This window comes from Corynebacterium kozikiae (assembly GCF_024580965.1).
GTDB classification, from domain to species: Bacteria; Actinomycetota; Actinomycetes; order Mycobacteriales; family Mycobacteriaceae; genus Corynebacterium; species Corynebacterium kozikiae.
Map to the genome: position 1 here is coordinate 21029 of NZ_JANIKJ010000006.1, position 12617 is coordinate 33645.

Consider the following 12617-nt stretch of genomic DNA (forward strand, 5'->3'; position numbering starts at 1 on the left):
TAGCGTGGACAGGCCAAGTGACATGTTCTTCTGCTCTACCTCGTCAGGTCGGAGGTATGTGGGTGATTGATCCAGGTCAAGGAAGTTTCTCCGGAATCGTCCTAACTTCATGAGTGTCAAAAGAAAAGGACCTCAAAAGTAAAGGAGACCCATCATGAAGACCTGGAAAACCTGGGGCGTGGTCGCCGTCTCAGGACTATTGATTATCCTGTCCTGGCTCACCCCCGTTGGGTGGGTGTCAGACGGATTCATGATCGCCGCCGCGGTGGTCGCCGGCTGGCAGATCGCCGTCTCCGCCGTCCAGGCCCTGCACATTAGGATGATCTCGATTGACCTGCTGGTCATCGTCGCCGCCATCGGCGCACTGTTCATCAATAACTACTGGGAATCCGCCGCCGTCACCTTCCTCTTCGCCCTGGGCAAGACCCTGGAGAAGGCCACGATGAACCGCACCCGCAAGGCACTGTCTGACCTGGTGGACGCTGCCCCCGAGACCGCCACCGTGCTGCGCGACGGTGAGCCCGAAACCGTTGAGATCTGGGAACTGGCCCCCGGTGACGTCGTGCTCGTGAAAAACGGCGAGCAGATCCCCGTCGATGGACGCGTGCTCTCCGGTCACAGCGGGGTCGACGAGGCCACTATCACCGGGGAATCCGTACCCGCCGAGAAGGCCGAGGGCTCGGAGGTTTTCGCCGGTACTTGGCTGCGCTCCGGGGTGCTGCGCATCGAGGCGATTGGCATCGGCTCGGACTCCACACTGGCCAAGATCATCCACCGCGTGGAAGACGCCCAGGACGACAAGGCGAAGACCCAGACGTTCCTGGAAAAATTCTCGAAATACTACACCCCCGGTGTGATGGTCGCCGCCCTCGCCGTTGGCCTGATCACCCTCAATGTGGAACTGGCCTTGACCCTGCTGGTCATCGCCTGCCCCGGGGCACTGGTCATCTCCATCCCGGTCTCGATTGTCGCCGGTATCGGACGCTCCGCTAAGGACGGGGTGCTCATCAAGGGTGGCGAATACCTGGAGACCTCGGCGAAGGTCGACACCGTGGTCGTCGACAAGACCGGCACCCTGACCAACGGCCGCCCCGAGCTGACCAACGTCGACGTCCTCGACCCTTCCTACTCGGACGATGAGGTGCTCACCCTGGCCGCCCGTGCCGAAACAGCCTCCGAGCACCCCCTGGCCAATGCGATCATCCGCGGCGCGGAGAACAAGGGACTGACCATCGAAATGGTCGAGAAGGCCAAACCGGTCACCGGCAAGGGCATCGTCGCGAAAGTCGACGACCATACCGTCGCCGTAGGTTCCGTCGACCTGCTCGACCACGCCCTGGATACCACCCGCATCCTTGAACTCAATGACCAGGGCAAGACCGCCATGTACGTCGGTGTCGACGGACGCGCCATCGGCATCGTCGCCGTGGCCGACACCATCCGTGACGACGCACCGGCCGCTATCCAATCGCTGCATGACAAGGGTGTGCGCGTGATCATGGCCACCGGTGACGCGAAGCGGGTGGCCCGCAACGTCGCCGCCGAACTCGGGGTCGACGAGGTCCGGGCCGAACTCATGCCCGAGGACAAGCTCACTATCGTCAAGGACCTGCAGGCCCAGGGCCGCACCGTGGCCATGATTGGCGACGGTGTCAACGACACCCCGGCACTCGCTCAGGCCGACATCGGCGTGGCGATGGGGGCTGCTGGCTCACCTGCCGCCATCGAGACAGCCGACATCGCCCTGATGGCCGACAAGCTCCCCCGCCTGCCGTACGCCCTGGGTCTGGCCCAGCGCACGGTACGCACCATGCGGGTCAATATCTCCATTGCCCTAGCCACCGTGGCGATCCTGTTGCTCGGTGTGCTGCTCGGTGGGGTGACCATGTCGATTGGCATGCTCGTCCACGAAGCTAGCGTCCTGATCGTCATCATGATCGCCATGCTGCTGCTGCGCCCCACCCTGAAGGAGGACAAGGACAAGGCAGACGTCCGTACTGCTGACGCCGCGAAGGAGACACTGAGCGCCTAACAACACAATCGCCACAGCCAGCCCCAACGGTTTTCCTCCAGGTCTTCCCGGTGGGGCTTTCCCTGTGCACCAGATCCCCGATCTCATGAACCTGCACGCACACTATCGTGCCACTAGATGGTGCCACCGCGGACGGTGCGCGGCGCTGCTACCCCGCGCCCATGCCTATCCAAAGCATCACCACTACCAACCCAACACTGAACCACCCCAGACCCACCAACTTGGCGCGGGCGAGGAGGTAGAACGTCCAACAACACCCGAGGGCCACCCACGCCACGGGCGCGGTATCTGGCACATCAACCACTGCCCCCGGGATCTGCGCCCCGATGCGCGCCACCTGCCCGATCCACCACGCGGCAGGCTGAGCCAATGCCAAAGGCACCCACTCCAGCCCAAAGGGCAGCACGCCGAGAATCGCAGCCACCAGACCGAGGACGGTAATCAGTGGCACCACCGGCGCGGCCAAGAGGTTTGCCCCCAATGCCACGAGGGAGAGTTGCCCCGACATTGCGGCAAGAAGCGGTGCCGTGGAAAGTTGTGCGGCGAGTGTCACCGCAACGGCCCTGCTGCCCACCTCCGGGATCTTCGGGTGCATGAAAAACTCGGCGAGGATCGGGCTCAATGCCACGATTCCCGCGGTTGCTGCGGCTGAGAGCGCAAAGCCGTAGGACGTAGCCATCTGCGGTTGCAACACCATCATGGCGATCACCGCGATACACAGCGCATGCATCGGCGGGGTGCGGGTATTCGCGAGCACCGCCACCAATCCCACGCTTCCCATGATCCCCGCGCGCAGCACCGAGGGCTCGGGCCCCACCACCAGCACATACATGCCGAGCGTCAGCAGCGCGCATATGGTCTGCCACCGCGGCGGCGCGCGAAGCAGCGCGGCAAGCACCACCACGCAACCGGCCACAATGGCAACGTTGCCACCGGACACCGCGCTCAAGTGTGCCAGCCCCGTGTCCAGGTACCACTGCTGTTCCTCGGCGGTTTGGAGGGAAGTATCACCCAAGGTCATCGCCGGTATCAGCCCGCGCGCCGGAGAATCGAGCAGCCCCAGCGCACTGTGGTGGAACTCCGCGCGGATCTCCGCGGCAAGGGCGTAGGGGGTGTTCCAGATGCTGTGCAACTCAGTTGGCTCAATGCGCCGCGCCCGGAACCACTCCTGGGTGCCGCTGCCCTCAACGCGCAGCATCTGGCCGAACTCCACATCCAGTTCCGCCCCATCGGGGAGTTGCACACGCGCCCCACCAACCTGAATCCACTTCTCCCTCAGTGCATACACCCGGCCCTCCACCACTTCACGCTGCAGCGCAGCCCGCTGCGCGTATAACACCCCTTGTGCTTGAGCACTCAGGCCCCACGCCGCGGTGAAAATGCCTTGAGCCGGTGACTTCACCGCAAGCACCACCCCCACGGCCACGCTGAACAGCAACACCCACCACTGCCCCAGGTGCACCGCCAGGAACGTGCCGCACCAACAGCACAGCGCCGCGGGGAGCAAACGCAGTTCACTCACAACCGCACCTCGCTCACAACCGCACCTCGGCGGCGATGGCGGCGAACTTCGCCGGACCAATCCCCTTCACTTCCTGGAGCTGCTCTATGGACTGAAACGCCCCAATCTGATCGCGGTAATCCACGATCGCCTGTGCCGTCTTCTGGCCCACCCCAGGCAGGGTCATCAGCTCCTCCACCGACGCCTGATTCAACGACACCCCCTCCCCCATCCCCATCCCCGAACTCGGACCCGAACCTGAACTCGAACTCGGCTCCGCAACGCCACCGGCCCCCGGTTCGGGAATGATGATCTGGGTGGCGTCGGCAAGCAGTTGCGCATGGTTGAGCCCCATGGTGTCCCCGGTAGGGCCAGCGGCACTGAGGGCATCTGCAATGCGCGCACCCGGCGCGAAGGTATAGAGCCCGGGCCGCTCCACGGCACCTTGAATGGAAACCACCAGCTCGCTCGGTGTTGCGGCTGCCACCGGTGCGGTGCTGGGTTGGTGGATTGGCGGCGGCGGGTCGGGTTGCTTGAACCACAACAATGCACACACGGCCGCTGCTAAAGCCGCACCGGCAACCCCCTGACGGGCGGAAATGCCGAACCTGTGCGTGGGGAGGGCCACCTTGAGTTCATTGGTGGCAACGGATTCTAAACGTGAAATTGCGTGTCCCATGCCGCCGATGCTGCCGCACCCCCACCCCAGCAACAAGCACGCCCAACAGCGTTTGTGGAAAACTCACGTTCCGCGGGCTCGGCTGTGGAAAACGCGAAAAACTAGGGCGTACCGACGCCCCCAGCGCCGGACGCCTCCCGCGGCTCTGCTTGGGGATCTACTGCAGGTTGCTCATGGGGGTGGTCACGAAACACTGCGGAAACACCCAGGGAGCCAGGGCCACAGTGTACGGCGAGGATCTCCGCCATCTCAGTGATCATGATGGTGGAATCCACCGGCAAAGCGGCGCGCAATTGCTCTTCCAGAGTATGCGCAGCCTCGAGGGCCTCACACTGCTGGATGGCTACAAAGGCTGGGCTGCCCCCGGCACGAGTGAGCACCAGGTCCACCAAGCGGGCAAAGGCCTTTGCCTGGGTTCGAGTACGCGCGGCGAGCTCCAAACGACCCTCGTTGATCCGCATGATCGGCTTGGTGGCCAGCGCCGTGGACACTACCGCGGTGGCGGCGGTAATCCGCCCGGAGCGGCGGATTTCATCAATACGGTGCAGGTACAGCCAGGTTTCTGAGCGGGCCAGGGTGTCCCGCGCCATGTCCGCGCATTCCGCCAAGGAACCGCCCTGGGCGGCGATCCGCGCGCTGGCCATTGCGGCGGCACCAACCGCCATGCCCACATTTTGGGTGTCAATGACCTCCACCGCGTCATCGAACACCGCGGAGGCAGTGACCCCCGCATTCCAGGTGGAGGAAAGGAACTTGGAGATGTGCAGGGCAACCACGCCCTGGTCCACCCCATCAACCGCGCCGCGTTCCAATTGGCGCGCGTAACCGGCTGCCAGCTCCAACGCGGACAGCCCAGAGGTGCTCTCCTCCTGGGCATCCCGCATCAGGTGCAGGTCAAGCACCGTGATGTCTAAGTCCTCAACGATTCGCTGCGGAAGTCCTGCAGAAGAATCAACGACCACCCGAACCGCCATGGTTAGAGCACTCCGCGGTTCCAAGCATCCAGGTACCACTGCGCAGGCTGCGGGTCCTCCGCGGTAAAACGCATCGGAGCGTGTGGGTCTTCTCGGTCAAAAACAGGACGCCCGGTGAGTTGGGACCAGCAGGTGTTCCCCAAACCGGACAGCAGCGGGTATTGGGATACGTCCAAGCCCAACAAATTGGAGGTTAAGGCGGAAATCGTGCCGCCGTGGGCCACTACCAGCAGGGTTTCATCGTCCCAGTTACGGTAGCTGCGCATTTGCTCATCAATCACAGCCCGAGCCCGGCGGGCAACATCCAAGCGGGACTCCCCTTGCGGCGGCGCCCAGGAGGCATCATGGCGCCACACCGCACGCGCACCGGGGTGGGCATCATCCACCTCGCCGTGGCTCTTTCCCTGCCAGTCACCCAGGTTGGTTTCCCGCAACCGGGCATCCGTAGTGAAGGGGAGAGCCAACTGTTCGGCAATCACCTCGGCGGTATCTTTTGCGCGGGTCAGATCCGAACTCACGATCCGCCCCACGCCGAAGTCAGCCAGGACCTTTGCTACGGCCTTGGCTTGCTGGATGCCTACGTCGGAAAGATGCGTATCCAGATGCCCCTGCATGCGGCCGGTAGCGTTGTACTCGGTTTGGCCGTGCCGCAAAAGGATGAGTCGCCTCGTCATTGCCAGCCCCTCTTTGTGTGACCCGTGGTTATTCTTCCGGCTCCTGCTGAGCCAGAGGAATCTCGTCCAAAGACTCCACCTGGCGCACGTCCACATCCTCAGCCCACGCTGCCGGGCGCTCCTGGGTTTCCACGCCCTCAACCTCGATGAGGGGGCAGTCGCGGTACAGGCGGTCCAAACCGTAGAAATCCCGCTCCACATTGCGCTGAACGTGGATGATCAGCATGCCGTAATCCAGCAGCACCCAGCGGTTTTCACGGTTGCCCTCGCGGCGTTTCGGCTCCTGGCCCAGGGCGGTGAGTGCGTCCTCGATCTCTTCAACGATCGCACGCACCTGGCGCTCGTTATCCGCGGAAGCCAGGACGAATACCTCGCTGATCGCCATAACATCGGAGACGTCGATCACCGCGATATTGGTAGCCAACTTCTCCTGCGCAGCCAACGCCGCCGCAGATGCAAACTCAATAGTTTCTTGTGTTGCAGCCAAAACAATCCTCTTCTTAATTCCGTTATGCTCCCCCAGCCAGTCCGCTGAGGATCGTGCGCCAGCACATGCGCTTTTCACCCAAGGCGCACGCCCGCAACCTCAGTGTGGACAAGCCAACATCGGGCGGAAACAGGGTGAAAGCAATCCTTAACCAGTGTTCCACGAAACTGCACCACCGCCAAACAGGACGGCACACCGGACCCAGGATGAACTCACTGGAGAACGAACAGTCCTACGCGTTGTCAGCGGCGCCGGCCCCTTCAAGCGATCCAGGTTCGCCAGAACCCTGGGCGCCACGAGTGATCTCTGGGGTTGGATCCCTGCGGGCATCTGAACCGCAAGGGCTATACAGGCGGCGCTTGCCGATGTACTGCACCACCCCATCCGGCACCAAATACCACACCGGCAGCCCCTCATGGGCTCGCTGCCTGCAACCCGTGGAACTGATCGCCATCGCCGGGATCTCAATGAGGTGCACGCGGTCCTGGTATTCCTCCGGGACCACCTTGTCTACCAGTTCATAGCCGGGGCGGGTCACCCCAACGAACTCCGCGAGTTGCAGCGCCATCTCCCAATCCCGCCACGAAAGGATGGACTGCAAAGCATCCGCACCGGTGATAAAAAACAGCTCGGCGTCTGGGAATTGCTGGCGGAGATCACGCAGCGTGTCCACCGTGTACGTGGGACCAGGGCGGTCAATGTCCACACGGCTCACGCTGAACCGCGGGTTGGAGGCGGTAGCGATCACGGTCATGAGGTAGCGGTCCTCCGCCTCCGAGACCACGCGGTCCGCCTTTTGGTAAGGCTGGCCGGTGGGCACGAAGACCACCAGGTCCATGTCAAACTTCGCCGCCACCTCACTCGCGGCAACCAGGTGGCCATGGTGGATCGGGTCAAAGGTGCCGCCCATAATGCCAATACGCTGGGCTGATTTCTGGGCTGGCTTCTGGGCTGTTTTCTGGGCTGCTGCCCCACCCTCAGTGACGGACTGCGCGGTCACGGACGAACCTGCCCGGTGCCTTGCAAAATCCACTTGGTTGAAGTGAGTTCCGCCAGGGCAAATGGTCCGCGCGCGTGTAGTTTCTGGGTAGATACGCCGATCTCTGCGCCCATTCCGTACTGCTCACCGTCGGTAAATGCAGTGGAGGCGTTAATCATCACCGCTGCGGCATCCACTTCATCGGCAAAGCGCTGCGCGGTCACAATGTTGTTAGTGGCAATCGCCTCGGTGTGGCCGGTGCTGTAGGTGCGGATGTGCTCCAGCGCGGCGTCGATGCCATCCACCTTCACGGCAGCGATGTCCAGGGAAAGGTACTCGTTTTCCAGGTCCCACTGCGTGAGCTCAACGACGTCCACATCGCCCAACTCAGCAGCGTCGCCATGGATGGTCACCCCTGCCTGGCGCAAGGCCGCCAGCACCGCCGCAACGGAAGCAGGCGGCAGGGCGGCGTCGAGAAGCACCGTCTCCGTGGTGTTGCACACCGATGGCCTGCGGGTTTTGCCGTTAATGAGGATGTTGATGGCAAGCTCCAGGTCGGCGTCGCGGTCAATATAGAGGTGGCAGTTACCGGTGCCAGTTTCAATGGTAGGCACGGTGGCGCCGGTGACCACCGCATTGATGAGCCCCGCACCGCCGCGAGGGATCACCACATCTACTAGGCCGCGGGCGGTGATGAGGTCCTGCACGGAGTCGTGGGTTTCGCAGGGCAAGAGCTGCACAGCTTCACGGGGCAGGCCGTGTTCTTGGAGGACTTCCTGGAGGATGTCCACGAGTTTGGCGTTGGAACGCTTCGCTGACTTGGAACCACGCAGGAGCACCACGTTGCCCGACTTCAACGCCAAACCAAAGGCATCCACGGTGACGTTGGGGCGGGCCTCATACACCATGCCAATCACGCCGAGTGGCACGCGGACCTGGCGCATCTGGATACCGTTGGGCATCACGTGGCCGGAAACTACCTCGCCAACAGGGTCGGTAAGTGCCGCCACCTGGAACAAACCGCCCGCAATGCCGGCCACGCGCTGCTCATCAAGCGCGAGGCGGTCAATCAGGTGTTCCTGAATGCCTGAAGCCTTAGCGGCAGTGAGGTCCTCAGCATTGGCTGCCAAAATCTCTGCTGTGCGCTCAATGAGCGTGTTGCCACAGGCAATCAGCACCTCTGCCTTTAGCCCGTCTGGCAGCTTTGCAATCGCTGGGGCAACGCTCTTGGCTGCCCGGGCGAGGGCAAGCACCTGTTCGCGCTCAGAGGCGGCTACGGCAGAAGCAGCTTCGGTGGACGTAGTGGTGTGTGAATCAGTTGCCATGTTGTATCGCAGTTTTCTACACGGGCTCTCACGCAGCGCACGCGGAGCGTTGATGGTTAATGTGTTGCTAAACGTTTCTGGCTAGCATAGCCCCTCGCCCCGACACGCGGCGGCAAACGCCAACGCGGACACAAACGCCCACGCCAACGCCGCGACGACTCCCGACAGCTCAAGCCCTCGAAGCGTAATCAGAGAGGTAGTCCGCGTGGACCACCGGGCGCTGCATCCCCTCCGGCAGCTCGGAGGTCTGCTTACCGAGCATCCCCACGAGCGTCTCCGAATCATAGGCCACTTCCCCGCGGCCAATGAGCTCGCCTTCAGGGCCACAGATTTCCACGATTTCCCCTGAGTGGAAGTCGCCAACTACCTCGGTGATACCCACCGCTAGCAAGGAGTTTCCGCCGGAAGTTACCGCCTGGACCGCACCTTGGTCAATCCGGAGGCGCCCGCCCACGTCGGCGGCATAGAGGACCCAGAACTTCCACGCGGAGAGGCGGTTTTCCTTCGGGTGGAACACCGTTCCCGCCCCTGCGTGGTCCAAGGCCGCGCCGATGTTTTCCGCGCTGGTGAGCAGCACCGGGATGCCGCCGCGTGAAGCCAGGCGCGCCGCTGAGACTTTGGAGGCCATGCCACCAGTACCAACCGCGCCACCTTCACCTGCAACAACACCCTTGAGGTCATTGCCATCGCGGACTTCCGGGACGAACTTGGCGTCCGCGGCGTTTGGGTTCTTGTCGTAGAGCCCGTCTACGTCAGACAGCAGGATGAGGGCATCGGCGTAGGTGAGGTGGGCTACGATCGCCGCGAGCCTGTCGTTATCTCCAAAGTGCATTTCGGAGGTTGCCACCGTGTCATTTTCGTTGACGATGGGCACCGCCCGCAGTTGCCGCAGCTTATCAATGGTTCGTTGAGCATTGCGTGCACGATCCCGCGCGCCGGCGTCGGAAGCCGTGAGCAGCACCTGGCCGATCACACGACCGTATCGGGCGAAGCTGCGGCCCCAGGAATTCGCAAGGTAGACCTGCCCTACCGACGCCGCCGCCTGCTTCGTGGCAAGGTCGGTGGGGCGCTTGCTGAGTCCCAGTGGGGCCATCCCAGAGGCGACTGCGCCTGAGGAGACCACGATGACGTCGGAGCCGCGCGCCATGCGGGCTTGTAGGGCGTCCACGATGTTGTCAATCGCCTCCTGGCTCACGGCAAAGTTTTCATCCGTAAGCGAGGAGGAACCGATTTTCACCACTACCCTCTTCGCGCCGGCAATCACCTCGCGGATCGGGGAGGCAAACTGCGGTTCGCCCTGCGCAAACTCAGGTTGAGGCTGTTGGGCGGCACCGGTGTAGGGCGCCGCCGGCAGAATGCTCGCGGAATCTGAGGCGGCGGGCAAATGCGTGGACTGGGTTTCCATAAGGCACCATTGTATTCACCATCCGGGCCAGCGATAAACCGGAAATCACCGCCGCCTCACGGCCTCTCGGAGCTGTGGCTAGCCGTTCCAGCGTTCGCGATCTGCTACTTGGCCATCGCCGTAGTCGTATTCGTCGATCAAACCGCGGCGCACCTGGGAGGCGCGCTTGCGCTCTTCGGCAGACATTCGGCCGGTGTGCTCCAGGCGGATATCGGTGCCGCGGCCAGTGAGGGTGGGGTCCACGCCTGCGGCGGTGGTGGGCTCCCACTCAAAGGTCACGGGACCAATGGTCACGGTACAACCGGCGCGAGCACCCATCTTGAAAAGTTCTTCCTCCACGCCCATGCGGGCCAGGCGGTCCGCGAGGTAGCCCACGGCTTCGTCATTTTCAAAGTCCGTCTGGATGATCCAGCGCTCCGGCTTCTCGCCGAGCACCACAAAGCCACCCTCGATCTCTGGATCGGCCTGGATCTCAAAGTCTTTGCGGTTCTTCTTCGACCTCGCATCCACTGCCTTGGGTCGCACGATCACCCGCTCCTCCACGGCTGCTGCAGGCTGCGCTGCGCGGTGCTCCTGGACCAGTTCCAGAAGCTTGTAGCGCAGCGGGTCCAGGCCTTTGCGGGCAACCGCTGAGATGATAAACACCGGCCACCCGAATTGCTCCTCGAGGTCGGCTTTCACAAACTCGGCGAGCTCGAGGGCCTCTGGGACGTCGGCTTTGTTGAGCACGATGATGCGCGGGCGTTTCATGAGGTCACCCAGGCTGGTGTCTTCATCCAGTGCGGATTGGTATGCGGCGAGCTCGTTTTCCAACGCTTCAATGTCACTGGCCGGGTCTCGGCCGGGTTCCAGGGAGGCGGTGTCCACGATGTGCGCCAGCACGGCGGTGCGCTCAATGTGACGCAGGAAGTCCAGACCCAGGCCCTTGCCCTCTGAAGCACCGGGGATCAACCCGGGGACGTCTGCGATGGTGAAGGTCTCGTTGCCCACTTCCACCACGCCGAGGTTGGGCTGCAGGGTGGTGAATGGGTAGTCACCGATCTTGGGGCGGGCGGCGCTGAGCACGGAAATAAGCGAGGATTTACCGGCGGAGGGGAAGCCAACCAGGCCGACGTCGGCCATGGATTTCAGCTCCAGCACCACATCGTGTTCCTCGCCTGGCTCCCCTTTAAGCGCGAAGCCCGGCGCCTTGCGCGCCTTGGACGCGAGCGCTGCATTGCCGAGGCCACCGTAGCCACCTTCGGCTGCAACGAATCGCATGCCGACGCTCGTAAGGTCGGCCAGTGTCTCACCGGTCTCGGAGAGGACTACGGTTCCAGGGGGAACCTCGAGCACGAGGTCTTCGCCGCGTGCGCCGTTGCGGTGATCACCTGCGCCGTTGGCGCCGCGCCCGGCTTTGATGTGGGGGCGGTAGTGCAGGTCAAGCAGGGTGTGGACCTGGGAGGAGACTTCGAGGATGATGTCTCCGCCGTGGCCACCGTTGCCGCCATCCGGGCCGCCGAGGGGCTTGAACTTTTCACGGTGGATGGAGGCGCAGCCGTTGCCACCGTCGCCTGCTTTGAGGTGCAAGACCACGCGGTCGATGAAACGTGCCATTGGTTGTGCCTCCTAGGGCCGAAAAAATTTGGAGTGCGATATTGCGCGAAGGCTGAATGTTTTCAGGTGTTTTCAGCCTAGTGGAATGTGAGTGGAATGAAATCGACCCGGCCGTGCGGGTGTGCAACGGCCGGGTCGGTTTTCAAGTTGTGCAGCTTATGCGCTTGCGGTCTCCACAACGTTTTCCACGATGTTGACCGTGCGGCGGTTGCGCTTGGTGGTGAACTCCACAGCGCCTGCCTTGAGGGCGAACAGAGTGTCGTCGCCACCGCGACCGACGTTCTCGCCTGGGTGGAACTTGGTGCCACGCTGGCGAACGAGGATCTCGCCGGCGTTGACCTTCTGGCCACCGAATCGCTTCACGCCAAGGCGCTTTGCCTCGGAATCGCGACCGTTGTTGGAGCTAGATGCACCCTTCTTGTGTGCCATTTCGGTTTCCCTCCTTACAGGAAAATTGCGGCCCGGTGAGCCTTACTTGATGCCGGTGACCTTGACCACGGTCAGCTTCTGACGGTGACCTTGGCGCTTCTTGTAGCCGGTCTTGTTCTTGTACTTCAGGATCTTGATCTTCGGGCCCTTGGTGTGCTCGACGATCTCGGCTGCAACGCTCACCTTAGCGAGCTCTTCAGCCTTGGAAGTTACGTTTGCGCCATCCACGAGCAGAACCGGGGTGAGAGCCACGGACGAACCTGGCTCACCCTCGATCTTCTCGACCTTGACGAGGTCACCTTCGGCAACCTTGTACTGCTTGCCGCCGGTCTTGACGATCGCGTACATACGAGGGCTACCCCTTATCTGTTACTCGGCTCAGGTCCGGCAACAACGCACCGTTTACCTGAAACATTTGATTGATGATTACTGAAAAGAAAAAGTTTGGCGTTCTCACTCGCAGCGCCTTCCGCACATGGCGGGGCACACGCGGGTGAAAACAGCGACTTTCAAAGACTACCCCGTAAGGTTGGAAA

The 12617-nt window shown here is 62.6% G+C and carries 12 protein-coding genes; 1 reads left to right on the forward strand and 11 read right to left on the reverse strand.

All coding sequences use genetic code 11. The features are described 5' to 3' along the window. Window positions 1–154: 154 nt before the first annotated feature. Complete coding sequence (locus tag NQ018_RS05455; RefSeq protein ID WP_257059245.1) at window positions 155–2032, forward strand: heavy metal translocating P-type ATPase; 1878 nt, start codon at window positions 155–157, stop codon at window positions 2030–2032. A gap of 148 nt (window positions 2033–2180) precedes the next feature. Here NQ018_RS05455 and NQ018_RS05460 read toward each other — a convergent pair whose 3' ends face one another. The 11 genes from NQ018_RS05460 to rplU form a co-directional block, all read right to left on the reverse strand. Next, window positions 2181–3554: a ComEC/Rec2 family competence protein gene (locus NQ018_RS05460; protein ID WP_257059248.1), complete on the reverse strand. Its 1374-nt coding sequence runs from the start codon at window positions 3552–3554 to the stop codon at window positions 2181–2183. A gap of 13 nt (window positions 3555–3567) precedes the next feature. Beyond that, the gene (locus tag NQ018_RS05465; RefSeq protein WP_257059251.1) at window positions 3568–4212 is read right to left on the reverse strand and encodes a ComEA family DNA-binding protein; all 645 of its coding nucleotides are present in this window, start codon (window positions 4210–4212) and stop codon (window positions 3568–3570) included. Between the two features lie 101 nt (window positions 4213–4313). After that, entirely contained in the window at window positions 4314–5186 is an 873-nt protein-coding gene (locus tag NQ018_RS05470) for a DegV family protein (RefSeq protein ID WP_257059253.1), read from the reverse strand. Between the two features lie 2 nt (window positions 5187–5188). Then, complete coding sequence (locus NQ018_RS05475; protein ID WP_257059255.1) at window positions 5189–5860, reverse strand: histidine phosphatase family protein; 672 nt, start codon at window positions 5858–5860, stop codon at window positions 5189–5191. A gap of 28 nt (window positions 5861–5888) precedes the next feature. Then, window positions 5889–6347, reverse strand: coding sequence for a ribosome silencing factor (gene rsfS, locus NQ018_RS05480; protein WP_257038526.1), 459 nt, complete (start codon window positions 6345–6347; stop codon window positions 5889–5891). Between the two features lie 232 nt (window positions 6348–6579). Then, window positions 6580–7347 (reverse strand): nicotinate-nucleotide adenylyltransferase, encoded by a 768-nt coding sequence (nadD, locus tag NQ018_RS05485; RefSeq protein ID WP_257059259.1) that lies wholly within the window; start codon window positions 7345–7347, stop codon window positions 6580–6582. Continuing rightward, window positions 7344–8651, reverse strand: a complete 1308-nt coding sequence (locus NQ018_RS05490; RefSeq protein ID WP_257059262.1) for a glutamate-5-semialdehyde dehydrogenase — start codon at window positions 8649–8651, stop codon at window positions 7344–7346. The genes nadD and NQ018_RS05490 overlap by 4 nt, the downstream gene beginning before the upstream one ends. Before the next feature lie 169 nt (window positions 8652–8820). Continuing rightward, the gene (gene proB, locus NQ018_RS05495; RefSeq protein ID WP_373566903.1) at window positions 8821–9924 is read right to left on the reverse strand and encodes a glutamate 5-kinase; all 1104 of its coding nucleotides are present in this window, start codon (window positions 9922–9924) and stop codon (window positions 8821–8823) included. Window positions 9925–10134: 210 nt separating this feature from the next. Then, window positions 10135–11652 (reverse strand): GTPase ObgE, encoded by a 1518-nt coding sequence (gene obgE, locus NQ018_RS05500; protein WP_257059269.1) that lies wholly within the window; start codon window positions 11650–11652, stop codon window positions 10135–10137. 156 nt (window positions 11653–11808) lie between these two features. Continuing rightward, window positions 11809–12081, reverse strand: coding sequence for a 50S ribosomal protein L27 (gene rpmA / locus NQ018_RS05505; protein ID WP_257038532.1), 273 nt, complete (start codon window positions 12079–12081; stop codon window positions 11809–11811). A gap of 42 nt (window positions 12082–12123) precedes the next feature. Next, the gene (rplU, locus tag NQ018_RS05510) at window positions 12124–12429 is read right to left on the reverse strand and encodes a 50S ribosomal protein L21 (RefSeq protein ID WP_257038533.1); all 306 of its coding nucleotides are present in this window, start codon (window positions 12427–12429) and stop codon (window positions 12124–12126) included. Between the last annotated feature and the right edge of the window lie 188 nt (window positions 12430–12617).